At 42.6% G+C, this 24,005-nt stretch carries 20 protein-coding genes, 1 riboswitch and 1 other annotated feature; of the genes, 13 read left to right on the forward strand and 7 right to left on the reverse strand.

The window, feature by feature from the left end:
• Positions 1-39 precede the first annotated feature (39 nt).
• Both proS and ENLAB_RS15400 read right to left on the reverse strand, forming a co-directional pair.
• Positions 40-1,473, reverse strand: a complete 1,434-nt coding sequence (gene proS, locus ENLAB_RS15395) for a proline--tRNA ligase (protein ID WP_086292643.1) — start codon at positions 1,471-1,473, stop codon at positions 40-42.
• A gap of 41 nt (positions 1,474-1,514) precedes the next feature.
• Positions 1,515-1,719 (reverse strand) — a binding site (T-box leader).
• 96 nt (positions 1,720-1,815) lie between these two features.
• A complete protein-coding gene (locus ENLAB_RS15400) occupies positions 1,816-3,657 on the reverse strand; it encodes a hypothetical protein (RefSeq protein WP_244351899.1) in 1,842 nt (613 codons plus the stop codon).
• Positions 3,658-3,835: 178 nt separating this feature from the next.
• Between ENLAB_RS15400 and ENLAB_RS15405 the strand changes: the two genes are divergently transcribed.
• Positions 3,836-4,354, forward strand: a complete 519-nt coding sequence (locus ENLAB_RS15405) for a signal peptidase I (RefSeq protein WP_077453859.1) — start codon at positions 3,836-3,838, stop codon at positions 4,352-4,354.
• Between the two features lie 57 nt (positions 4,355-4,411).
• On the opposite strand, the gene ENLAB_RS15410 is transcribed toward ENLAB_RS15405, so the two are convergent.
• The 4 genes from ENLAB_RS15410 to ENLAB_RS15425 are packed head-to-tail and all read right to left on the reverse strand — an operon-like array spanning position 4,412 to position 7,646.
• Entirely contained in the window at positions 4,412-5,092 is a 681-nt protein-coding gene (locus tag ENLAB_RS15410) for an energy-coupling factor transporter transmembrane component T (protein WP_244351901.1), read from the reverse strand.
• On the reverse strand, positions 5,019-6,431 hold the full coding sequence (locus ENLAB_RS15415) for an ABC transporter ATP-binding protein (protein ID WP_244351903.1): 1,413 nt from the start codon (positions 6,429-6,431) through the stop codon (positions 5,019-5,021). Before ENLAB_RS15415 ends, ENLAB_RS15410 begins: the two co-directional genes overlap by 74 nt.
• On the reverse strand, positions 6,428-7,030 hold the full coding sequence (locus tag ENLAB_RS15420; RefSeq protein ID WP_077453856.1) for an ECF transporter S component: 603 nt from the start codon (positions 7,028-7,030) through the stop codon (positions 6,428-6,430). The genes ENLAB_RS15415 and ENLAB_RS15420 overlap by 4 nt, the downstream gene beginning before the upstream one ends.
• Positions 7,023-7,646 carry a YkoF family thiamine/hydroxymethylpyrimidine-binding protein gene (locus ENLAB_RS15425; RefSeq protein ID WP_077453855.1) on the reverse strand — a complete coding sequence of 208 codons (624 nt, stop codon included), beginning with the start codon at positions 7,644-7,646 and terminating at the stop codon, positions 7,023-7,025. The genes ENLAB_RS15420 and ENLAB_RS15425 overlap by 8 nt, the downstream gene beginning before the upstream one ends.
• Positions 7,647-7,740: 94 nt before the next feature.
• A riboswitch (TPP riboswitch) is annotated at positions 7,741-7,840 on the reverse strand.
• Between the two features lie 323 nt (positions 7,841-8,163).
• On the opposite strand from ENLAB_RS15425, the gene ENLAB_RS15430 reads away from it, so the two are divergent.
• Both ENLAB_RS15430 and ENLAB_RS15435 read left to right on the forward strand, forming a co-directional pair.
• Positions 8,164-9,708 carry a metal ABC transporter substrate-binding protein gene (locus tag ENLAB_RS15430; RefSeq protein ID WP_077453854.1) on the forward strand — a complete coding sequence of 515 codons (1,545 nt, stop codon included), beginning with the start codon at positions 8,164-8,166 and terminating at the stop codon, positions 9,706-9,708.
• Positions 9,709-9,774: 66 nt separating this feature from the next.
• Complete coding sequence (locus ENLAB_RS15435) at positions 9,775-10,785, forward strand: plasmid pRiA4b ORF-3 family protein (protein WP_077453853.1); 1,011 nt, start codon at positions 9,775-9,777, stop codon at positions 10,783-10,785.
• 92 nt (positions 10,786-10,877) lie between these two features.
• Here ENLAB_RS15435 and ENLAB_RS15440 read toward each other — a convergent pair whose 3' ends face one another.
• Positions 10,878-11,993 carry an NAD(P)/FAD-dependent oxidoreductase gene (locus ENLAB_RS15440; RefSeq protein ID WP_244351904.1) on the reverse strand — a complete coding sequence of 372 codons (1,116 nt, stop codon included), beginning with the start codon at positions 11,991-11,993 and terminating at the stop codon, positions 10,878-10,880.
• Between the two features lie 118 nt (positions 11,994-12,111).
• Here ENLAB_RS15440 and recQ point away from each other — a divergent pair, with 118 nt between their 5' ends.
• The 10 genes from recQ (at position 12,112) to ENLAB_RS15490 (ending at position 23,960) form a co-directional block, all read left to right on the forward strand.
• The gene (recQ, locus tag ENLAB_RS15445) at positions 12,112-13,878 is read left to right on the forward strand and encodes a DNA helicase RecQ (RefSeq protein ID WP_077453851.1); all 1,767 of its coding nucleotides are present in this window, start codon (positions 12,112-12,114) and stop codon (positions 13,876-13,878) included.
• Positions 13,879-13,935: 57 nt separating this feature from the next.
• Complete coding sequence (locus tag ENLAB_RS15450; RefSeq protein WP_140965544.1) at positions 13,936-14,355, forward strand: GNAT family N-acetyltransferase; 420 nt, start codon at positions 13,936-13,938, stop codon at positions 14,353-14,355.
• Between the two features lie 57 nt (positions 14,356-14,412).
• Entirely contained in the window at positions 14,413-15,153 is a 741-nt protein-coding gene (locus ENLAB_RS15455; RefSeq protein ID WP_081118493.1) for a MurR/RpiR family transcriptional regulator, read from the forward strand.
• 359 nt (positions 15,154-15,512) lie between these two features.
• Positions 15,513-17,657 (forward strand): glycoside hydrolase family 3 N-terminal domain-containing protein, encoded by a 2,145-nt coding sequence (locus ENLAB_RS15460; protein WP_244351905.1) that lies wholly within the window; start codon positions 15,513-15,515, stop codon positions 17,655-17,657.
• A 223-nt stretch (positions 17,658-17,880) separates the two neighbouring features.
• Complete coding sequence (locus ENLAB_RS15465) at positions 17,881-18,882, forward strand: LacI family DNA-binding transcriptional regulator (protein WP_142962608.1); 1,002 nt, start codon at positions 17,881-17,883, stop codon at positions 18,880-18,882.
• Positions 18,883-18,895: 13 nt separating this feature from the next.
• Positions 18,896-19,813 carry an ROK family protein gene (locus ENLAB_RS15470; RefSeq protein WP_244351906.1) on the forward strand — a complete coding sequence of 306 codons (918 nt, stop codon included), beginning with the start codon at positions 18,896-18,898 and terminating at the stop codon, positions 19,811-19,813.
• Between the two features lie 57 nt (positions 19,814-19,870).
• On the forward strand, positions 19,871-20,818 hold the full coding sequence (locus ENLAB_RS15475; protein WP_081118497.1) for an ABC transporter permease: 948 nt from the start codon (positions 19,871-19,873) through the stop codon (positions 20,816-20,818).
• 12 nt (positions 20,819-20,830) lie between these two features.
• Entirely contained in the window at positions 20,831-21,706 is an 876-nt protein-coding gene (locus ENLAB_RS15480; RefSeq protein ID WP_077453844.1) for a carbohydrate ABC transporter permease, read from the forward strand.
• 18 nt (positions 21,707-21,724) lie between these two features.
• Positions 21,725-23,368: a type 2 periplasmic-binding domain-containing protein gene (locus ENLAB_RS15485; RefSeq protein ID WP_244351908.1), complete on the forward strand. Its 1,644-nt coding sequence runs from the start codon at positions 21,725-21,727 to the stop codon at positions 23,366-23,368.
• Positions 23,369-23,381: 13 nt separating this feature from the next.
• Positions 23,382-23,960, forward strand: coding sequence for a YesL family protein (locus ENLAB_RS15490; RefSeq protein ID WP_086292614.1), 579 nt, complete (start codon positions 23,382-23,384; stop codon positions 23,958-23,960).
• The last annotated feature ends 45 nt before the right edge of the window (positions 23,961-24,005 follow it).

Raw genomic sequence — 24,005 nt, forward strand, 5'->3', positions numbered from 1 at the left:
CGAAGCAGCCTTTTCAATTCTGGCTGCTTCGTTTTTCTATTAGTATGCGCGGGCGATCCAAACGGTATGCTTGGCAGGTTTGCCGCTGACGATATCGACTGTTTTTTCAATTGGTGCTTCAAACGGAATGTTCCGGGTAGTAAAGCCGGTTTCTTCTTTGATTTTCGCTTCCGTTTCTTCCGAGCCGTCCCAACCGATCAAGACAAAGCCAGTGACTTTTTCTTCTTGTTTGCACGTTTCGATATGTGCTTTTAGTTCATCTAATGTATCGATGTTGGTGTACTCATTTTCTTTGTTCCGTTCCTTCGCCGCTTGCAATAAGCGTGGGGTCATTGCTTGCAGTTCTTGATCAACGAAGGCTTCTAAGTCCTCAAGAGCCACCGTTTGCTTGTCAGCCAGGTCGCGGACTTTGACCATCACTTTGCCAGCTTCTAAATCTCTTGGGCCACATTCGATTCGCAAGCAAGCGCCTTTTAGTTCCCATTCGTTGAACTTATAGCCAGGTGAGTTATCAGAATCATCCAAACGAACACGAATGCCCTTGGCTTTAAAGTTGGCATACAGTTCTTCTAATTTTTCTAAGATGGCTGGATTCTTTTTCCAAGGACCGACTGGTAACAACACAACTTGGGTTGGTGCAATGGTTGGTGGGAAAACTAAACCATTTTCATCGCCATGGGTCATGATCAAGGCACCCAACAAGCGGGTAGAGACACCCCAAGAGGTTGTGTGGGCATGGGTATGCTTGTTTTCTTTCGTTAAATACGTAATATCAAATGCTTCAGCAAATTTTGTCCCCATGTAGTGGCTGGTTCCTGCTTGGACTGCTTTACCGTCTTTCATCATCGCTTCGATTGAATAAGTATCAACTGCTCCAGCAAAACGCTCAGAAGGGGTTTTTTGTCCGCGATAAACAGGGATCGCTAGGAATTCTTCGCAAAGGCGGGCATATTCATCTAAGACTTTCATGGTGCGTTGACGTGCATCTTCTTCATTTTCATGAGCGGTATGACCTTCTTGCCATAAAAACTCTGAGGTACGCAAGAAAGGCAATGTTTTCTTTTCCCAACGAAAGACGTTTGCCCATTGATTGATTTCATAAGGCAGGTCACGGTAGGAGTTGATCCAATCAGAAAAGGCAGAGCCAATCATGGTTTCTGAGGTTGGTCGCAAGGCCAAAGGTTCTTCCAATTTTTCATTGCCGACTTCTGTGACCCATGGCAATTCAGGCGCAAACCCTTCAATATGATCGGCTTCTTTCATAAAGAAATTTTGCGGAATCAGCATTGGGAAGTACGCATTGCGAATGCCCTCTTTTTTCAAGAATCGATTGAACTCTTCTTGGATGTGCTCCCAAAGTTCGAAGCCGTCCGGACGGAAAATAATGGAACCTTTCACTGGGGAGTAAGCCATCAATTCGGCTTTTTGGATCGTTTGAATATACCATTCTGTAAAATCATTTTTTTGTGTCATTCTTTTTCCTCCTTAAAAAAATAAAAAAGCATCTCGTCCTAAAAAAGGACGAAATGCTTGGATTTCGCGGTACCACCTTTGTTGATTATCTATCGGGATAATCCAACTCGTAAAGGATAAGGCCTTTCCACCGACCGTTTTGCGGTCATTGCCATTGGGTAGGTTCATTTTATCAGTGGGTGTCGATTTTTCAGCTGCCATCGACTCTCTAAGACCATTATAAAACTACTATTCCAATGCTTGTTGCTGTTCTTTATCATGCTAAAGCGAAAAAGCGAAAAAAGCAAGAGTTTTTTCGCTTTTTCTTAAAATCGCTCCTTTAAGACTAATGTAGCAAGACGGTCAGTCGAAAGACAGCGGATCTATCTTCGCCCTAAGTGTCAAATGCAAGAGGTGTAGCCCGTCAGTTTCTTCGATCCGGATACTTCCTTGATAGGCTAAACAAAGTTGTTCGAGCATTTGCATGTCAGCCTGCATCACCTGTCGTTTGGTTTCATTGTTCTGTAGTTTTTCTGCTTCTTCATTTGAGAGAAGCGGCATTTGGCAGTCGATATGCAACTGGCCGTTCGTGTCATTCACCCTCAACGCGAGTCTTCGCTTTTGAGGATCAGTGACCGCACAAGTGTATCGGATGGCGTACTCTAGGCAATGAGCGATCAAGGATAGACGATCATTTTCCTCCAATTGTTCCAGTGGTTCTATGATGCCATCACAGGCAAAGGTGATTCTTTTTTGAGTAGCTGTGTGTTGATAATTAGTAATCAGCATCGTTGTGAGTGATTCTTTTTCAAAGGATGGACGTGTTAGCTGTTGTTTGATCTGTTCTTCGATCTCACAAAGACCTTCGTACGCCGCTGCCAATTGTTGATCTTCCAACATGTCCTTGACTGTATGAGTTCTTTTTTTGATGGCTTGCAAAATTTGTTGCATTTTTAATGATTGTTCTGGGGTATTCGCTTGCTGTTTCTCATAAAGACGTAGTTTGATATCTGCCGTATCGATTCGCTTATTTTTGCCTTCGCTGGAAAAAAAGAGTTCAAGAAAGCCGTAACAAGTAAAGATGATAATTAGTAAGAAAAAGATGATCGAACGCCAATTGACATCAGATTGTGGCAAAACTAAAATATCCTGAATATACAAGAAACAATGACCGATAGCCGCAACGACGATCCAAGGTGCACAAATGACAAAAAATGGATTTTTTTTCAATGCTTCATAAATCGCCGCAAAAGAAGTAACAAAAGTGCTGGTGATATTCAGTAAAAACATGTAATTCATGATAGTGGGTAAACTTTTTGTTTGAAAAAGAGCGAAAAGGATCGCAAAGAGACCGAAGGAGTAATGAAAATATAACCATTTCTGGTAATACTTACGAACAAAGTGCATGTTTGTACAGTAAAACCCAATCAGAAACATTGGCGTAATGATAGAAAGAATATTTAACATCGCAGAATTCACGATTGGAGGAAACAGTAGTCCACCAAGCATATCGCTAAAGCCTGCTTCCAAACCTGCAGTTAAAGCAAAACCACTGAATAGGATAGAAGACAATTTAAGCTTTCGTTGATTGATAAAAGAAACGATGACATAAAACAAGTTGATGATACAAATAAATCCTGTAAATAAGAGGATATAGATATTTAAAATTGACAAACTGAAGACATAGCCGATCAGTGCATTTGCAGGTCCAAAAAAGACTTCGGCGGGAAAGCCGGAATAGGTGTCAAAAGGGCTAGTTACGTATATTTTTAATGTCTTACCAACGTAATCCTCAGGTAAGGTAATAAAGGCCAGTGTTTTACCTGGATGATTGAGAGTCAATGGATCATTTGGCTCCTCGTTGGTGTAAATTTCTTGATCATCGAGATAGACGGTCATGTGTTGGTGGTCGCCAATTAGCAACATCGTAGGGTATTTATAATCATTGGTCATTTTTCGCTTCATCACAAAACGATCATTGGCTTTCACACTAGGTAAATGTTTCACATAACGACTAATAAAAGTTGATTCGGGATTGTCCTCGGCATAGAAAATCCAATCTTCCTTTTTCTCCACTGCATGGATATCAGAAGTTGGGAATAAAAAAAGAATGAGAAAAAAGACGATACTTCCCAGTAAAAATAGAACCAGAAGGATGAAGGGGATCCAACGTTTTAAAAACAATTTGTTATTTAAAAAAGGCATATTTTTTCTCCTCTGTTTTTTAATCGCCTTTAGCATAATATATATGATTAAATAAAGTCAAATAATAATAGACAGAGTTGCGTATAAAAATTCAATGAATCGTTTTTAAATATTTGAAAAAAAAAGAATTATGTTATAGAATCATAAAGTAAACTGAGGTTTAGAAGGAGAGGAAAGAATGAAGCTTTTTCCAAAACAAAGTATCATGCTCTCACTTTTTGTTCTGATGTTCATGCTGCTATCTGTCCTAACTGTTGTAATACCGCATGCATTTGGTTTCACAATGGCTATTGTTACGAGTGATGCAATGGAACCGACATACTCTAAAGGAACGCTGCTTTTTGTTAAAAATGCTTCAGAAGATAATTTAGTGGTTGGCAACGAAGTAACGTATTATGTCGATCAAGGTAGACAAATGCGGACCCGGCGAATCGTTGCGGTTGCGGAAAACCAATCAGTACTGTACACCATTGGTGACAATCAAAACCAGATGGAGCCCAAAGAAATTCAAAAAAGCCAAGTGATTGGCCAGCCGATTTTTTATATCCCAAAAGTTGGGGCTTGGTTGAATCAAACGACGATCCAGCTGTTTAAAAACATGTATCTGCTTTTCGCCTTGTATATTTTAGCAACGACCTTGTTCGTCACGTTTTATCAAATAAAATCTGGTTCAGTAAAAAAGACGATCACTTCTTAATATATATATAAAGACAAAGAAACATCAGGGTTTCTTTGTCTTTTTCTCTTTTTTTGATTATAGGATGAGTGTCCCCCCCAGTCCCATTACCAGGCATAAGGATAGAAATAGTGCATCCATGAAAGTGACGCGAAAGGTGTTTGCGTAAGTTCGCTTGGCTTCGCTGTCAAAACCTCTTGAAAGCATGGCAGTCGCCAATAATTCAGACCAACGAATCGATTTGACCAATAAAGGGATCAGCATTTTAAATGAAAACGGATTGACCGAGATTCCTCTGGAACGCATGCTATTACGGATATTCTGATACTCTGCTGGAATAATGGGAGCAATTTGAAACGCAGCCAGTAGACCGTAGGCAAAAACGGCAGGCAGACGCAGCTGTTGCTGCAGTGAATAAATCAATTCATTGATCGTGGTGGATACACTGAAGGAGCTTCCTAGAATGCCAAAGCAATAGATACGGCTTGCCATATCAAGACCATAGCGAATAGCTGCTGTAGAGGAGGGACCGCCTTGATTGCATTGGTAATAAAGGAGTCCAGTGAAAAAGACCCCTGTAGCTGCCAGTGTCAATGCAGAAAAGAGCAAAAGACTTTTTTTCAAGGAGCGTTCGTTTACAGTAATACCAAAGAACAGGACCGAAAGTAGCAGGTTTAATCTGAAATTATTTTGAAAAGAAACCAGTAAGGCGAGCCCTAAAATGGCGAATAATTTGACTGTTGGATTTAGCGTGCGCATCAGCATCCTCCTTTTCATAAAGATTAAAATCAATGATTTGGGAGCAGAACTGTTGCAATAACAAGATATCATGGCTAACGATCAAAACTAACGTGCCAGTGGTTGCTTTTTCGGCTAATAGCTGCATGATCTGCCAAGCTTGTTTGATATCTTGACCATAGGTCGGTTCGTCCACGAGCAGCAGGTCGACCGGGCGTTGCAGTAAAGAGGCAACAGCCAAGCGCCGTTGCTGTCCTTGACTCAGTCGAAAAGGTGACTGAGTGCTCTTATTTTGCAGGCGCAATTTTGCTAGTAGCTTTTCGCTCTTGGTCGGCGCGCTACCTTGGCTAAGCTCTTGGGCAACGGTGGCAGCCAAAAATTGGTCTTGCGGATTTTGCATGATCCAACTGATGGAGCGAAAAGGTGACGGATGCTTCTTGATTGGTTTACCTGCCAAGAGAACATCCCCTTTGTAGGCATGCTGCTGCAAAATAGCTTTTAAAAACGAAGATTTGCCACTGCCGCTGCGTCCAGTGATCCCAATCAGTGTGCCTCCATCAAATGCAAAATTGGGAAAAACAATCTCATGGTTGCGGATCGGTAATCGGAATTGCTGAAAAGATAGCCGTTTTTTGTTAGAAGACGACTTGTTTTTTGCAAGCGGCAGTGTCTTTCGCATGTGGTGATCAAGGTCACGGATCGCTGCTTGATCGATCGTTCTGAAATCTTCTTCAATCAATAGCCACTCATCGACCCAGTTAGCAGTCTCTTTGATTTGATGGTCGATCAATAAAATACCAATGGCTTTCTTTTGTTGAATGTGCTGCAGTTTTCGGATGACTTTTTTGCTGGTGTCCGTATCCAAATTCGCAAAGGGCTCATCCAAAAGCAAGTATTGGCTTTCTAGGATCAAACAGCAAGCCAATGCGGCTAACTGTTTTTCACCCCCAGACAAGGTCGTGAAAGGTTGATCTGCAAGATGAGTGATCTCGCAAAATGCCAAAGCGTCAGCCACTTTGTTTGGCATGTCTTCTTGGGGAATACATTGATTCTCTAAACAGAAAAGCAGCTCTTCTCGAGGTGTTGCCATACAAAACTGCATATCAGGATTTTGAAACAATAAGCTGACGGACGTGCTTCTTTCCCCGATGGAGAGTTGGCTCATCGTTTGGCCGTCAATCGTATATGTTCCTCCCTCAAAACCTTTCTCGTTGAGTCCTGCTAAAAGATAGAAAAGGGTGCTTTTCCCTGATCCTGAAGCACCATAAATTCCCTTTGTTTCACCAGGGGCCAAAGACAGAGTCAATTCAAGTCGCTTTTGATCCACCAAAAAACAGCCGTTTTTTACTAACAGACTCATACGATTTCCCGTTGGACGGTGATCGTTTGATCGTTAGCGATAGGGTAACTGTTGAGGACTCCCATTCGTGCCAGATGGTCACAGACGATCTTCACCAAAAAGGCTGAAAAGAACAACGAAGAAAGCAAGCGAATAAGAAAGATCGCCAACAGCAACTGCCATTGCAAGTCAACGAAATTTGATCGAAGAATTCCCCAAAGAAAACTCGTGATCGTGGCGCCCACGGCTCCAGTAACTAAAGGAAACCAGCCATAGCGGCGGTAGCGGCCTAATGCAAAGCCGGCCTCGGTTCCAATCCCTTGTACAAAACCACTAATAAAAATAATAGGTCCATAAAAATTCCCCATAAACACTTCTAAAAGAGCCGCAATCATTTCAGTGATCGTAGCTGCCCCCGGCTTACGTAGCACATATCCGGCAAAAGCTGCCGCCATGAACCAAACACCAAAGATAAACTCATTGGCTAAGACAGATAAACCAAAGGGGGTTAGAAGTGTCCCTAATAGCAATCCGAAATGGACAGCCCCAAGATAGATCACGCCAAAAATCAGCGAAGCAATTCCTACCATGATGACATCTTTCAACGCCCACTTAGTCATGTGGCATCGCCTCCTTTTTTGAAGGGCTATTGACTGAAACCGTCGCTTCCAGAACATAGTGGGGAAGATGGTCATGGGCATAAGCTAATGCGGCTTCAAAATAAGCAAAGAGTTGACTTGCTGATCCCGTCAGCATCGTCACATAGTGAGCGGAACGAGGGCTCAAGCCATGAGTTTCTGCCAGCTGGACGATCGTGGCGATTTCTTCCATATAATGATTTTCGCCAAATACATAAAACGAATATTTGCAATCAACCAAAAAGTCACCATTCGCAAGGTTCTTTCCTTTATTGGGTTGCACCTGTTCGCCATTCAAAAACGTGTCCCCTGCAGTGTCCCCGGGGCAGCCCTTGGAAAAGGTAAACTCACCCACGAGGTGTGTCTTGGATTCGTAGGCGTTGATAAATAGCGCTGCTGCTGCGTCTAGGACACTGGGCGCTTCCCCACGAAAAAGGGTGCTAAACAGGTCGGTTTGCTGCCAAACAGCACTCGTATTCGTTTTTTCGATACTTGTTAAAATTTGTTGCGCGAAATGGTCTTTCATTGGGTACAAGCTCACCCGGCACCCCGTGATATCGATTCCATCTTTTGCACAGACGATTGGTTTATTTGACATTTTTCTCTTCTCCTCTCGATTGTTTTTCTGTCTACAAAAAAAGCGTTCCTCCTTTTTCTATCCACACGTAGACAGAAAAAATGGGAACGCGAAAAATCATGCGCTGCCACTTCCCTACGTTGGTACTAACCAAATCAGGTTCTAAGGGACCAGACATACGTCTATCTCAGCATAAAGCGCCCCTAGTGGATAATCTTCTATTCAATTACCCCTCGAGTGTAGCATAGGAGGCGACAAAGGACAATAGATAGTGACTTTTGCAAATCGCTCGATTCCGACGAATCAAAGGAGTTACTTAGCGATCCTTCCGTGATATCAGCAGTGGTACATATGAAGGTTTTTACATATAAAAAAACATCTAAAAAAGAAGTTGACAGGATTCAAATAGTTGTGTAAAGTATAAAACCGATGGTAAAACGTAAACGTTACGTTTTGTTTTTGTAAATCGTAATTGATTTATCAACGTTTTTCCAAAGGGAAGAAAAAGAGGAAAATAAAAAGGAGTGTATTTTCAAAAATGAAGAAGTTTTTTAAAATAACTATGTTATCTGCTGTGGCCCTGACTTTGGCTGCTTGTGGACAAGGAGGATCTGATGCGACCGAGCAATCAGGAAACGCATCATCTGAGAATGAACAAATTCAGGTCATGGCTACGTTTTATCCGATGTATGATTTTACTCGTCAAGTTGTAGGGGATGAAGGGAAGGTTGAATTATTGATGCCCGCGGGCACTGATTCCCACGATTATGAACCTTCTGCAAAGGACATGGCAAAGATCCAAGATGCGGATGTCTTTGTCTACAACAATGAAAATATGGAAATGTGGGTTCCTTCGATTGAAGCCACATTAAATGATGGAGACGTGACAGTGGTCAAAGCCACCGAAGGAATGGTCCTGTTACCCGGTGACGATGATCACGACCACGATCATGACCATGATCATGGCGATGATGGTCATTCTCATGAATTAGATCCCCATGTCTGGTTAGCCCCAAGCTTAGCCATGAAACAAGTAGAGGCGATCCGTGACCAGCTGAGTGAGGCTTATCCAGCGAAAGCGGCAGCCTTTGCTGAAAATGCGGCGAATTATTTGGCACAGTTACAAGACCTCCATGAATCATATGAAGAAGCGTTCAGCAATCCAGCGCAAAATCATTTCGTGACCCAACACGCTGCTTTTGGTTATTTAGCTTTGGAGTATGGGCTAACGCAAGTGCCAATCTCAGGTCTTTCACCAAGTGAAGAGCCTTCCGCTTCACGAATCGCAGAACTAAAAGAGTTCGTCCAAGAAACAGGCATTCAAACGATCTATTTTGAAGAAAACGCCAAAGACAGCATTGCCCGAACGTTAGCGTCAGAAGCAGGCGTCGAATTGGCTGTTTTGAATCCATTAGAAGGGTTGACCCAAGAACAGATGGACAACGGGGAAGACTACATTTCGATTATGGAACAAAACCGTGATGCTTTGAGAAAAACCACCGATGTTGCAAATGACAAAGAAATGGCTGAAGCTGAAAAAGAAAAAACAGTTTATAACGGCTATTTTGAGGATGCCGACGTAAAAGACCGTGCTTTATCTGACTGGGCAGGAGATTGGCAATCCGTTTATCCATTTTTACAAGACGGAACACTGGACCAAGTGTTTGATTATAAAGCAAAAATGGACAAGAAAATGACGGCTGACGAATACAAAGAATATTACACGACTGGTTATCAAACAGATGTCGCTCAGATCAAGATCACAGACAACACAATGACATTTATTTTCGATGATGGTACCGAGAAAGAAGCAAATTATGTGTATTCTGGCAAAGAGATCTTGAACTACTCAGCTGGCAATCGTGGTGTACGCTTCTTATTTGAAAGCACCGATGAAGATGCGGCATTCAAATATATCCAATTTAGTGACCATATGATCGCTCCTGGCGCATCCCATCATTTCCATATCTACTTTGGTAACGAGAGTCATGAAGCGTTACTAGAGGAAATGGAACATTGGCCGACCTATTATCCAACGGGGATGAGCGGATTAGAAATTGCACAGGAAATGCTCTCCCATTAAAAAAAAGATTGACAATCCTCGCTCTTTTCGTCAAAGTAAACTTGATAGGAAGGAGCGAGAATTTTTTTGGAAAAAACATTGAAGAAATTAGCGAAAGTGATTGACCGCATGATGGATCACGTTGATTTGTATGGCGGACCAAGTGTGGTTAGTGACGACGATCTTGAACACTACTTAGATCCTGTTTTTTACTTGATCTTTTGCGCGGAAACAGATGGTGGCATGACTAAATTAAAAGACAAAGTCTTTGTCGAATCGGTGTATACCGAAATGCTGCCTCAAGAAGTACCGTACAGTTTAAATTTTCTTCCGTTTGCCAAAACAGCCATTGAAGACTTTTATTACTGCATGTATAAAGAAAAGCATATCACCAAATCACAATACCAAGAAATCGCCTTTGTATTGGCTGAAAAACAACCTATCTTTTTCGCACGGATGTCCAAACCCCAGTTTTGGTCAGCTGAAAAGAAAGAAGCGATGTTAGCGATGATTCAAGACACCGATCCTGAAGAACATGAACTATTGCCCATTGATGACCCGCGTATTGCTACAATCTCGCCAAAAATCGTCCCGTTTCCAACGAAACATACGGCTTTTGATGACACGGCGGATACGCCGGTCGCCTATCAAGTCCGTATTGATTTAGAAGGATACCGTCCGCCAATTTGGCGTCGTTTGATCATTCCTGCAGGAGTGACCTATGAGCAGTTGCATATGTTGATCCAGATTGCCTTTGAGTGGATGAATCAACATTTGTACTTGTTTATTGCCGGTTCGAAATCGATCGGCTTAGGCAATTCCGTTCCAACCGATGCGTCCGGTATTGACCAAGATTTTCAATACTGTAAGTCCATGACCTACATTTATGATATGGGGGCAGATTGGACGCATAAAATTAAAATTGAAAAAGTGTTGACCGCAGAAGATCACCCAGATCCCGTCGTTCCGGTTTGTATCAAAGCTGTTGGCGATGTCCCGATCGAAGATGCCTTTGATGATGATATGCGAGAACCACTGGATCGTGAGATTATCAATGAAGTCTTACTCGATTATTGGGAAACTGGAGAATATGTTTAGCTAGTAGCTAGAAATTGTCCGTAATTTTATAAGAATCAAACAACAAAACCACCAGACCGTAACGATTCTGGTGGTTTTTTAGCAGTTTCCTGTCAAAGGCGTTTCTTGATATATTCTGTCATCGGTTTGGTGTAACTTGAGAAATCTGTTGGTTGAGTGTGCGTATTATTAATCCGATTGGCTAGCAGATAACCAATATAAGGCCCGGTCGTTAACCCAGAAGAACCAAGTCCACTGGCGGCGAACAAATTTGCTTCATCAGGCACTTCCCCAAAGAAAGGTGCAAAATCAGAGGTGTAAGCACGTGTGCCGACCCGCATAGTCATTGGCGTCGCAAAGAGTGCTTCGGGGTCTTCAAGAAAAGCACCGATTCCTGTCATCAATTGCTGTTTGGCAGCTTCCGTAGGCGTTAAATCCCAACCCGCATCGTTTTCATGGGTGGCTCCTAGTAAAATTTGACCATTAGAGAAGGGAATCAAGTCACCTTCACCCTCTAGCATGGCGACCGGCCAACTGTTTGTCGGCAGGTTGGTGGCAAAGGAAAGCAACTGGCCTTTTTGTGGACGGATATCGACCTGATAACCTAAAGGTGATAATAAGTCTAGCAATCCCGGTCCAGCTGTCAGGCAAAGAATCTCGGTTTCAAGAAAGTGATCCTTGGTTTTGATTTGCCAATGGTTGTTGTTTCTGACGACCTCAGCTTTTTCTTCAATAAAAGTCACTTGCTGCTGCTGAGCGTTTGCTTTTAAGTGGGCAAGATAAGCCTGACCATCTAAGCGGCCACCGCCTGTGATTCGTAAAGACGGCATTTCTTTTAGTAACGGCAATGCCTCTTTGGTTTGTGGGCCCGTCAGTAAGTCGATTTCGCCGATTTCTGGTGCCGCTTTACGTCGATTTTCAGCTAATTCTGCCAGTTCTTGAAGCGCCTTTTCTGGTCGCACCACCAAAGTGCCACAGGGGGCATAGATGGATTCATCTAAAGCAAAATCCCGTACCAATTTCGGGAAGAAAGCGGCGCCGTCTTGTGCTAACTGGTACCATTTTTTATTGCGGCGTTTCGATAGCCAAGGGGAAATGATGCCAGCGCTGGCAGATGTTGCTTGACCGATGAGGGAATCAATGACAGTCACGTCAAGTTTGGTTTTATCAAGATAATTGGCGAGGGTCAAACCGATGATCCCACCGCCGATAATCACAACTTTTTTCATAGTAGAAGACTCCTTTGGTTGATTTCATTGAAAAGCGAATAAAAAGCGAAAGTTCTCTTAATGCCGTTTTCTTTGCGTACTTAATTGCGTATAATAAGGAAATGGAAAAGAGGGTATTATGCAAACTATTCAAACAGTCTTAAAAGAACATTTTGGCTATTCACAGTTTCGTGAAGGTCAAGAGACGATTATTCAATCTATTTTAACACAACAAAATGTTTTGGGGATCATGCCCACAGGTGGAGGGAAATCCATTTGTTATCAATTGCCAGCGCTTTTGTTGGATGGAGTGACCTTGGTCATCTCCCCTTTGATTTCATTAATGAAAGACCAAGTAGATAGCCTCGTTGATATGGGGATCCCAGCAGCTTATATCAATTCTTCCTTGACAGGGGCACAAATCAACCAGCGCTTGCAAGAAGCACGCCAAGGGCGGATCAAACTGCTGTATGTTTCGCCAGAACGCTTAGACTCAGAATCTTTCCGCTACTCATTGCGGCAGATGCCGATCGCTTTATTGGCCGTTGATGAAGCCCACTGCATTTCCCAATGGGGCCATGATTTTCGCCCGAGCTATCTGCGACTCGCCGAAACGATCGAAAACTGGGAGCAAAAGCCAACGATTGTTGCCCTTACGGCGACAGCTACACCTAAAGTTGCCGAAGACATTGAAAACTTACTTTCAATTCCTGCTGAAAATCAAGTCAAGACCGGGTTTGCTCGGGAAAATTTAGCTTTTCAAGTTGTCAAAGATCAAAAAGATACCTACATTACGACGTATTTGAAAATGAATCAAGGACAATCAGGTATCATTTATGCCAGCACCCGCAAAGAAGTGGAACGGATCTATCAGCTGTTGAAACATGAACATGTTTCTGTCGGGTATTACCATGGCGGACTTTCAGAAGAAGAGCGCTCCTTTTTCCAAGAAGAATTTCTTTATGACCGCCTGCAAGTGATGGTAGCGACCAATGCATTCGGGATGGGAATCAACAAAAGCAACGTCCGCTTTGTGATCCATGCCCAGATACCTGGAAATTTGGAGTCTTATTATCAAGAAGCCGGGCGTGCCGGACGAGACGGCGAACCCAGTGATGCGATCTTACTTTATGCTCCGCAAGACATGCAGATTCAGCAATTTTTTATCGATCAATCCGAATCAGATATTCTTTATCGCCAAAACGAATACTTGAAGTTGCGGGAGATGAGCCAATACGGACATACTCAGCTGTGTTTGCAACGCTATATTTTGCGTTATTTCGGAGAAGATGGACCCGATTGCGGTCGTTGCAGCAATTGTCTCGATGAAAGAGAACAAGTGGATATCACCGTGGATACACAAAAAGTGTTGTCATGTGTGAAACGAATGGGCGAACGCTTCGGGAAAGCCTTGGTGGGGAAAGTGCTGACTGGCTCAGGCGATCAAAAAGTCAAACAGTGGGGCTTTGAAAAATTACCGACTTATGGATTAATGAAAGATTGGTCCCAAAAGGAAGTCAATCAGCTGATCGATTACTTGACAGCCTCCGGGTACCTTTTGCCGTCCGAAGGGCAATACCCATTGCTAAGTGTGACAAATGCCGGTATCGATGTATTGCTTGGAAAAGCGAAAGTTTATCGAAAACAAACCAAAGTCAAACAGTTAGTGGTTGATGATGAACTGTTCGATCAACTGCGCACCTTACGATTGAATCTCGCACAAGAACAAAACTTGCCACCGTATGTCGTCTTTTCTGATAAGACCCTGCGAGAATTAGCAGAAGTGCAACCAAAAACACCAATCGAATTTTTACAGATCAAAGGTGTCGGGCAAAACAAATTGGATAAATATGGCGATGCCTTTCTTACCTTGCTTTCGGACTACCGAGGGAAGGTAAGCGACTAAAACAAACGGCTTCCTCAGAGATAAAATGCAGAATAACAAAGAAAAGGAGTAAAAATCATGATTGCGATTCGACTGGCGGTAGCAACAGATGAAGACTTCTGGCTTTCATTGGATACCCATTTGCCAAAGGAACGATTCTTCAAAAAGGTAGCTGAACAAACGGCTTATGTCTTGATCGATAATGGACAGCCAATTGGGTTGTTACGCTATAATTTTTTCTGGGATACGATTCCTTTTTGTACGATGCTAGTAATCGCCGAATCCCATCAAGGTAGGGGATTTGGGAAGTGTTTGGTCGATCACTGGGAACAACAGCAAAAAGAAGCAGGGCATGCTCTTTGTATGACGTCCACACAAGTCGATGAAAATGCCCAGCATTTCTATCGAAAATTAGGGTATCAAGATGCCGGCGGTTTGCTTTTGAATTCTCCCGGATTTGAACAACCGATGGAATTATTTCTTGTGAAACAGTTGTGATGTTTTTGCTAGCTTGTGGTACATTGATAGGAGAATGAGAAAATAGGAGCGTTTACTATGTCTTTTTTTGGAAAAATCGATTTCAATGAGTTATCAGAGACCGATCGTGCGATTTATCATTATATGTCGAGCCAAAGTGATAAGATTCCCTATATGCGGGTCCGTGAGATCGCGCTTGAATCCCACACCTCAGCTTCTTCTGTTATGCGCTTTATCCGTAAATTAGGGTATGAGAGCTTTACAGAATTTCGTACCCAGTTCAAAGCACCTGAGTTAGAGGCGGTCAGTTTTTTTAGCAGTATGACCGTTTTGGATCCGGAACGCTTCCCGCGAGACATCGAAGGAAAAATCCGGCGAATCGCTGAAAGAATGCTGGTATGTGAGAATATTATATTTTATGGCATCGGTGCGTCAGGTTCAATGTGTGAATATGCTGCTCGCCGTTTTGCTACGATCGGATTTAATAGTTATGCTTTGGTGGATAATACCTATCCAATCTTTGCGAAGCTGAAACATACTTCAGACAATATGATCGTAGTCCTTTCAATTACAGGAACGACCACTGAGATCATTGAAGTGGTCAATGGCTTTCGTAACAATCCTGACTTCACCACGGTAGCGATCACCAGTGATGCCAACAGCACCTTGGGACGGATGTCCGATTACGTCTTGGACTATTCGGTTGATGTAAAACGCATCAACAAATATGAAGATTTGACGACACAAATTCCTTGCCTTTTCTTAGTGGAAGCGTTGTCGGAGACGGTTCGTCAGTTTTCCTTAACAGCAGAAGAATAGGGAACGGATTTTTTGTATGTTTAATCATAAATCAACAAACAGCTTCATTCCATCAAAAGGAAGTTCCTTTGTTGGGATGATCCGGCTGTTTGTTTTTTTATTAGAAACGTGGACGAGAAAATGGCGAATGTATCAGCAGATTTGGTGCTATACATATTTGTGGTACACCTTGTACCATGATGATGATTTTTCCTTTCTACGAAGAGTTGCACCAAAGTATAAAAACAATCTATTTTTGAAAACGTTTTTAATTATACTAAATGAAAGGAATAGACACCATCTTGCTTCTGTCGAGAAGGCGCAAATCAGGCAATTTCGACAAGCAAAAGAAGAGAGCCTAATGATTGGAGAGAAGAATAGTGGAAACCATAAAACTAAAAAAACTAATTGACCGAATGACCGTAGCTGAAAAAGTGGGCCAATTGGTTCAACTAACGCCAGATTTTTTTGCACAAGGGGGAGAAATCACCGGTCCGATGCAGCAATGGCAAATGAGCGAAGAACAATTAGGGACGATTGGTTCAGTGTTGGGAACCCATACTGCTGAACAAGTCTACACGATCCAAACGTCTTACCTAGAGAAAAGTCGGTTAAAAATTCCCCTTATTTTTATGGCAGACGTTATCCATGGATATGAAACGATTTTCCCAATTCCTCTTGCTTTGGCATCCTCCTTTGATGCGCAATTAGTGGAAGAAGTCGCAAAAGCCTCGGCAAAGGAAGCGGCAGAAGCGGGTATCCATGTCACGTTTTCACCAATGGCGGATCATGTCAAAGATCCGCGCTGGGGAAGGGTTTTAGAGAGTAATGGAGAAGATCCGACCTTATCTGCGGTACTGACAGCTGCCTATGTTCGAGGCTATCAAGGAACAGATGCGCTGGCAGAAAATAAACAGCGAATTGCCGCTTGTGTCAAACACTTTGTCGGCTATGGCGCTGCAGAAGGTGGACGGGATTATCATACGGTCGATTTGTCTGATCTTGAGCTTTACCAAAATTATCTGCCCGCTTTTCAGGCAGCAATTGAAGCTGGTGCAGAATTGGTCATGACTTCTTTTAACACGATCCATGGTGTGCCAGCTACAGCTAATCAACCATTGCTGCAGGATGTATTACGAGAAAAGCTTGGGTTCGATGGCTTGATCATCTCAGATTGGGCAGCTGTGGCTGAATTGATGGCCCATCGTGTGGCTGCTGATCGAACGGAAGCAGCGAAAAAAGCCTTTACTGCAGGTGTCGAAATGGATATGATGAGTGATTGCTATTTAAATGCACTAGAACAAATCATTGATGCAGATCCTGCTATGAATGAGCAGTTGAATAAGGCGGTTTTTCATGTGTTACATTTAAAGAACAAGCTAGGCCTGTTTGAAGACCCTTATAGAGGGTTAACACCGGAGAACTTAGCCCCTAGACTCCTAAAAGAAACCCGTCTTCTTTCACGAGAAGCAGCAAAGAAAACAACAGTCCTTTTGAAAAATCAAGCATTATTGCCTTTACAGAAAAAACAAAAAGTGGCGCTGATCGGCCCCAAAGCAGATTCAAAGGATCTTTTAGGGGCTTGGTCGTGGATCGGCAAACAGGAAGAGGCAGTTTCATTAGCCAAAGGTCTTTCTCAAAAAGAGATTGACCTCACTATCTTGCCTTATCCTGATGGGAAAGTTTTGACGGCAGCCTATATTGAGGAAGCGTGTAGATTAGCAGAACAATCTGAAGTCGTTTTGTTGGCTCTGGGGGAAACCAGTGAGGAAGCAGGGGAAGCGGCAAGTTTGACCAAACTTTCTCTATCAAGAAATCAAGAAGCATTAGTTGCAGCAGTTAGTCAGGTCAATCCCAAGATCGCAACGATTCTTTTCTGTGGCAGACCACTGGTTTTGTCCGCCATCGAGCCTCTTTGTCAAGCCATCATGATTGCTTGGTTCCCTGGATCAGAAGGCGGTAATGCATTGGCAGATTTGTTGATGGGCGAGTCTGAACCGCAAGGACGTTTAGCTATGAGTTTTCCTCGAGCAGAAGGACAGTTGCCGATGACCTATGCTCAACTCTCAACAGGGCGTCCACTGACAGAAGAGAATAGTGATCAAAAATATATTTCGCGCTATATGGATGAAAAAAACGATCCTCTCTTTTCTTTTGGCGCAGGAATAGGTTATGGACAATGCAAGATTAGCAAGACACAAATCGTTCACCCTGATGAAAAAAATAAACCATTTGAGCTCATTTGTACGCTGAAAAATGAGGGAGACAGTCCTCATACCACAACACTTCAATTGTATAGCAGAGACGATGTTACTGAAGTGGCACGACCGATGAGAGAATTAAAGCAATGGCAAAAAATCAATCTTGCTGCTGCTGAAGAAACGCAGCATTCCTTCTATGTTACACCAGAGGATTTTGCTTATGTTCATTCCGATTTCTCGACAAAAAGTGATCCTGGTACGATTTCTTTATACCTTGGCTTTGCTGCTGCCTCAGCGAAGTTGATTGGTACGCTCACGATTTAAAAGCCTTTCGAGGCTTTTTTTTGTAGGTACAACTTGTACCATGATGGCACAGGTTTCAAGGTGCTGGTACATGCGCCAACTAGTTCTAGAACCATTGTGGGTGAAAACGTTTTTATATATAGTTGGTTTATCGGATGACCAATCTTAGAGTGGTCGTTGATTTTTTTAGCAAAATAAAAACGTTTTTATTTTTGAGAGGAATCGTTCAGGAGGGAAGAATCATTTGACAAATCGAATCACGATTCGGGAAGTGGCAAAGGAGGCAAACGTATCAATTGCGACTGTTTCTAAAGCACTGAACGGTGTCAATGTTGTTCGACCAGCAACGAAAGAACGAGTGCTGGCTGCCGCGCAACGTTTGCATTATGTCCCCAATTTAATGGGCAAACAATTGAAAAACACAAAAACCAAGATGCTTGGTTTTTACACCACTAGCATTAAAGGACCTTACTTTAGCGTATTAGTTGAAGCGATTGCCAGAGAGGCAGAAACGCATGGGTATGCAGTCAACGTCTTCTTATCCACGGATAAACGAGTGGTTCTCAATAGTATTTTAGGGGGGATGGTTGATGGCATTATTGGATTTGAAGATTTTTTAACAGAGCAGGATTTGGCAGCGATGGAAAGAGAACAAATCAAAGCCGTCTTTATCGATCGAAACATTCAAGAGAAGAACTTTGGTAGTGTGGTATTTGATTCCTTTGAAAAAGGAAAAGCTGCTACTAAGTATCTCTTGTCACTAGGACATAAAAAAATCGTTTTTGTCAGTGGGATTGCTGGTGTTTATGATAGTGATGAACGCTTAAGAGGGTATTGCGAAGCATTAAAAGAAGCCGGCATCTCTTGGCGCTCGGATTATCAATTGCAGGGATTCTTTGAAGAAGAACGGACGAGAGCCAGCGTGCAGCAGTTTTTGTTAGAGCAAAAAGACTTGCCCACAGCATTTTTGGCAGGGAATGATCTTAGTGCGATCGGAACAGTCAAGGCGATCCACGAAACCAAGTGGCGGGTGCCTGATGATTTCAGCGTGATTGGTTTTGATGGTATTGATCTTTTAGACTATTTTACTCCACGCTTGACGACAGTGAAAAATCCGATCCAACAGCAAGGGATCACGGCAGTAAAACATTTAGTAGAATTGATTGAGGAAAACGCATTTGGTATCTCCTACGTTTTACCAGGAGAATTGAGTATTAATCAGTCGACAAAACAAGTAAATGAATAATGAGGGTGAAGCGATGTTTATTGGAATTGATGTTGGAGGAACGGCTATCAAATATGGTGTGATCTTGAGAACTGGTGAAATTGTAAAGAAAGGACAGATGCCAACGATTCATGAAAAAGAAAATTTTTTGCAGTCTATCGAAGCATTGATCAAATCGCTGCAGCAAGATGCAGTGATCGAAGGTGTCGGTATTAGCGCACCAGGCATTATCCAAAAAGATGGCACGATGACCACGGCAGGATCAATCAAATCCCTGTATGGAATCAACTTGAAGCTAGAATTAGAGGGACGTGTTAAGCTGCCGGTCATTGTTGAAAATGATGCCAATGCGGCGGCGATTGCTGAAAAATGGTTGGGGCACGCACAGACCTGTGAAAACTATCTTTGTCTCGTTGTGGGAACAGGCATTGGGGGCGGGATCATCGTCAACAATCGGCTCTATCGCGGCAGCCATGGTATGGCGGGGGAATTTGGGTGGATGCTGATCGACTCATTGCCTGAACAGGGAAATCTAGAGTCAGTTTCCTTGAACCAACGAGCTGCCATCGTGGGAGGGCTTTGCCATCAATACCAACTGGCACTCCAGCAACTAGGGCGAAGTGATCTGCCCCTAGATGCAATCGAGATTTTCCAGCGAGGAGAACAAGGAGAAGTAGTAGCGAATCAAGTGATTGCACAGTTCTTCCAAGATTTATCAGTAGGCTTGCTGAATTTGATCAGTACATTTGATCCCGAGCTGATTTTGATCGGTGGTGGAATCAGTGAAAATGATTCTTTCATGGCAAAACTTGAAGAGACCATGAGCCAGCTAAAAGCTCGCCATGAAAGTATTGGTTATTTAGAAGGTCGCACGATTGCACCGATTCAACGAGCAAAATTAAAAAATGATGCTGGTATGATTGGTGCGGTCTATCAATTGATGAACCAATAAAGGAAAGCATGTATTTCCTTTGGGTGAAAAAGTAAGCGTTTTAGAAAGGGTGGAAAAATGGAATCAAAAGGTGTCATGCTAAAAGCAACCCCACAGAAAAGGTCATTTTTGCAAAAACTAAAAAGCCAAAGCTTTTATCAAGCGATGGTTTGGCCAGGTATTCTCTTGATGATCATTTTTAATTTTATCCCACTATATGGGATCGTCATCGCGTTTAAAGATTACTCGGTTCTTGATTCGATCGCAAATGCGGAGTGGGTCGGTACCCAGTATTTTCAAGAGTTTTTTAGTGATTCAATGTTTTGGACGGTGATGAGTAATACACTAGGCATCAGCTTTTTTAAACTGCTGATTGGTTTTCCAGCGGCGATTGGCTTAGCGGTATTGATCAATGAAATCGTTCATGTTCGTTTAAAGAAGGTCGTTCAAACGGTCTCTTATTTGCCCCATTTTCTGTCTTGGGTCATCTTAGGTGGCATGTTTATTACGTGGTTATCTGATACGGGATTGGTCAATAATTTGTTGCTAGGTGTTGGGGTGATCGATGAACCGATCCGTTTCTTGACTGACCCAGAAAAATATTGGGCCATCGCAGTCATTTCCGATATTTGGAAAGAAGTTGGCTGGAATACGATTTTATACATTGCTGCTATGACAGGGATCAATCCAGCTCTTTATGAAGCAGCGAGAATGGATGGTGCCACGAAATTTCAGCAGATCACGCGGATCACGATCCCTTCAATCCGCCATATTATCGCATTGACGTTTGTTTTATCCGTTGGTGGGTTATTGGGTTCAAACCTTGATCAAACACTCGTCTTACAAAATCCTGTCAATTATCAGTCCAGTGAAGTCATTAATTCATTCGTCTATAAAATGGGGATACAACAAGGAGACTTCTCCTATGCGACCGCCGTTGGCCTGTTTGTGTCGGTTGTTTCTTTGATCCTCGTGGTAGGAAGTCATCTTTTGACCAAAAAAATCAGTGATGAATCAGTTTTTTAGAGGAGGGAAAGTATGAAGCAAACATTTTCAAAAGATGAGAAAATCTTCAATGTTGCCAATGTGATTTTTATGGTGTTCTTTTTAGCCATCATTGCTTTGCCTTTGTGGAATATCGTCGCTTTATCTTTCAATGATGCGACCGATGCCGCAAGAGGGGGGATCTACTTTTGGCCCCGGAAATTTTCACTAGAAAGTTACTACACCGTTTTTGAAGATTCTGCGATCTATAAAGCCTTTGTCATCTCAGTTGCAAAAACTGTGATTGGTGTTGTGTTGCATACGGCACTGACGGCGATGGTCGCCTACGGGATGAGTCGTAGAAACCTAATGGGACGGAAAATTTATATGAACATGGGGATTTTAACGATGTTCGTTTCTGGAGGGATGATACCCACATTTCTCTTATTTAAGGAACTGGGCTTGTTAAATAATTTTTGGGTCTACATCATACCTGTCTTATTTTCTTTTTACGACATGGTGATTCTGATGAATTTTTTCCGGAGCATTCCATTTTCGCTGGAAGAATCTGCCATGATGGATGGCGCCAATCCTTTTATTATTTTCGTGAAAATCATTTTGCCATTGTCCCTTCCAGTTTTGGCAACCATCGCATTATTCCACGGGGTCTTTCAGTGGAACGATTATATGACGGCTAATATCTACGTTGATGATCGCAGCTTATATCCTTTACAAATGCTGCTATTTCGGATCGTTTCGGAAAATCTATCGCCCGCAGTGGCGACCGGAACCAATGTGGTCAGAAATACGACTTCACAGTCATTGCAATTAGCAACCATGGTCGTCACGACGGTTCCTGTCGTCGTGATCTATCCATTTTTACAAAAGTACTTTATTCAAGGGATGACTCTTGGATCAGTAAAAGAATAGACAAAAGGAGAGAAAAAAATGAAAGCAAGCAAATTATTTTTAGGGATCGGTCTCGCACTTACGTCAACCATAGTATTAGGAGCCTGCGGCAATTCCAATAATGAGTCCAAAGGGGCCGCCGTCGTAGAAGATCTGCCAGAAGCCCGCTTTGAAGCAGATAAAGACACGCCTAGCTGGCAAAAGGACACCGACCATGAAGCTACTTTGAAATGGTATGTCAATTTTGATTGGTATGCTCAGCCGGGTTGGGGCAAAGATACTGTGACGCGAAAAATCAAAGAAGATATGAATATCAATGTCGAATTTATTTCAGGAAATGACGAGAACCTTAATACGATGCTAGCTGGTGGCGATCTTCCAGATATCATGACCTTCGATAAAAACCTGTCTGCTGCAAATGAAGCGACAAAATTTGCCTTGCCATTAAATCTTTTGGCAGAAAAATATGACCCTTACTTCTTAGAACATGCAGCGAAACCGGAATCTGTTCAATGGTTTACTTTAGAAGATGGCAACATTTATGGATACCCAAGCTTTTCCACGACTGCACAAGATTATGAGGACGGCAATGTAGTAGGAGACCAAGTTTTCATTGTCCGCAAAGATATTTATGAAGCATTAGGGGAACCCGATATGTCGACGCCAGAAGGATTTTTAGATGCGTTAAAACAGGCAAAAGAAGCATTTCCGACAGCAGATGATGGTGCGGCTCTAGTCCCATTTGCTTCGACTGCATTAGATATTTCCAATGGCGGGGATGGCGCCTATGGTGGTACTTTGCAAGACTTTCTCAGTATCTCACCAAGTGTAGATGGTCAATTCAATGATCGTGACGCTGATGAGGAGTATATCACGTGGATCGAGACTTTTAGAAAAGCGTACAATGAAGGATACATCACCAATGACCAGTTTTCAGACAATGACAACACGATGAAAGAAAAACTAGGACAAGGGCGTTATTTTGCTTACCTGCATACGAATACGAAGGGACTCAATGAGTTTATGTCCGATAATAATGCCCGTAATCCTGAGCAAACTTATATTGCCGTCGATGGTCCAAAAAATTCGAATGGCGATGATTCCACTTTTACTGGTGGAAATATTGGTGGATGGACACAAACCTTTATCACGACGTCGACAAAAGAACCCCAAAAAGCCATGGAACTTTTGACCTATTTAGCAAGTGAGTATGGCACGATGGTCACTACCTTTGGTGTCGAAGGGGAAACATACAATCTCGTAGATGGCGTGGTTGAATACTCAGAAGAAACAGAAGCCCTAAGAAATTCGGACATAGCTCGTTTTGACAAGGAAATTGGTTTAGGTTCTTATTGGTTTGTTGGCAATGACAATTACGCCATTCAAATGGGACAAAAACCAGCAACATCGATTCGGCAGATGGTGGAATGGTCGCAAGACAAATTGGCGCCGCGTTTTGAGATCGAAGACATTGATCCTCGCACCGGTTCTGAAGCAAGAAATCTCACTTCCATCAACACAGCAAGAGTGCAAGCGTTGGTCAACTTTATTCAGGCAGACTCGGAAGAAGCGGGACGTCAGATTTGGGAAGACTACTTACAAGAACGAGAAAACAATGGTTGGTCAGCAATCGTTGATTATCGAAATGAGAAAATCGCTGAAAATATTGAAAAATTAAAATAAAGGTGTGTGTGTGATGTTTGCTTTAGAGAGTCGTTTTTATCGTCTTTGCGAAATCGTTTTTCGTATGCTGGTATTGAATCTCTTGTTTTTGGTGGTATCGTTTCCGATCGTCACGTTTCCAGCAGCTATGCGAGCGGTGGTCGATGCTTACGAACATCCTGAAGCAAAACTGCTAAGCCCTTTTTTGAAAAATAGCAAAAGCGCGTTATTGAAGACCCTGCCACTAGGTGTCTTCAATCTCTTCTCATTATTATGCGGACTCAGCTTGTGGCGTTCTGCTGCTTTGACGAATTCATTGTTTTTCTCTTTTTTGACCATCATTTTTCTTACTTTTTTGTTGTCCTACAACATTAACCTGTATGTGATGCAATCAAAAATGCAAGATCGGCAAAACCTGTTTGACCTTTTTCGTAGTAGTTTTTTCTTTACGATGATGCACTACCATAAAGGGATCGGAATCTTAGTTCTAGCAGCGATCGGCTATTTCTTCACATGGCAATCAGCACCAGGTATCTTCTATCTGTTTTGTCTGTCTGGGCCCTTGTATTTCTATCAAAAAGTGTTGCATCTAAAAAGAGTGGATCAATCTTGATTCACTCTTTTTTTGTTGCTAGTAATCGCCACTAGCAAGGAAGGA

Source organism: Enterococcus innesii (assembly GCF_022846515.1).
Taxonomy (GTDB): Bacteria; Bacillota; Bacilli; order Lactobacillales; family Enterococcaceae; genus Enterococcus_D; species Enterococcus_D innesii.

Coding starts and splice junctions, on each gene's coding strand:
- ENLAB_RS15405 (WP_077453859.1), top strand. CDS start 3,836: ATGAAGCTTTTTCCAAAACAAAGTATCATGCTCTCACTTTTTGTTCTG.
- ENLAB_RS15410 (WP_244351901.1), bottom strand. CDS start 5,092: ATGCGCACGCTAAATCCAACAGTCAAATTATTCGCCATTTTAGGGCTC.
- ENLAB_RS15475 (WP_081118497.1), top strand. CDS start 19,871: ATGGAATCAAAAGGTGTCATGCTAAAAGCAACCCCACAGAAAAGGTCA.
- ENLAB_RS15485 (WP_244351908.1), top strand. CDS start 21,725: ATGAAAGCAAGCAAATTATTTTTAGGGATCGGTCTCGCACTTACGTCA.
- ENLAB_RS15450 (WP_140965544.1), top strand. CDS start 13,936: ATGATTGCGATTCGACTGGCGGTAGCAACAGATGAAGACTTCTGGCTT.
- ENLAB_RS15425 (WP_077453855.1), bottom strand. CDS start 7,646: ATGTCAAATAAACCAATCGTCTGTGCAAAAGATGGAATCGATATCACG.
- ENLAB_RS15490 (WP_086292614.1), top strand. CDS start 23,382: ATGTTTGCTTTAGAGAGTCGTTTTTATCGTCTTTGCGAAATCGTTTTT.
- proS (WP_086292643.1), bottom strand. CDS start 1,473: ATGACACAAAAAAATGATTTTACAGAATGGTATATTCAAACGATCCAA.
- recQ (WP_077453851.1), top strand. CDS start 12,112: ATGCAAACTATTCAAACAGTCTTAAAAGAACATTTTGGCTATTCACAG.
- ENLAB_RS15440 (WP_244351904.1), bottom strand. CDS start 11,993: ATGAAAAAAGTTGTGATTATCGGCGGTGGGATCATCGGTTTGACCCTC.
- ENLAB_RS15415 (WP_244351903.1), bottom strand. CDS start 6,431: ATGAGTCTGTTAGTAAAAAACGGCTGTTTTTTGGTGGATCAAAAGCGA.
- ENLAB_RS15400 (WP_244351899.1), bottom strand. CDS start 3,657: ATGCCTTTTTTAAATAACAAATTGTTTTTAAAACGTTGGATCCCCTTC.
- ENLAB_RS15455 (WP_081118493.1), top strand. CDS start 14,413: ATGTCTTTTTTTGGAAAAATCGATTTCAATGAGTTATCAGAGACCGAT.
- ENLAB_RS15470 (WP_244351906.1), top strand. CDS start 18,896: ATGTTTATTGGAATTGATGTTGGAGGAACGGCTATCAAATATGGTGTG.
- ENLAB_RS15430 (WP_077453854.1), top strand. CDS start 8,164: ATGAAGAAGTTTTTTAAAATAACTATGTTATCTGCTGTGGCCCTGACT.
- ENLAB_RS15420 (WP_077453856.1), bottom strand. CDS start 7,030: ATGACTAAGTGGGCGTTGAAAGATGTCATCATGGTAGGAATTGCTTCG.
- ENLAB_RS15480 (WP_077453844.1), top strand. CDS start 20,831: ATGAAGCAAACATTTTCAAAAGATGAGAAAATCTTCAATGTTGCCAAT.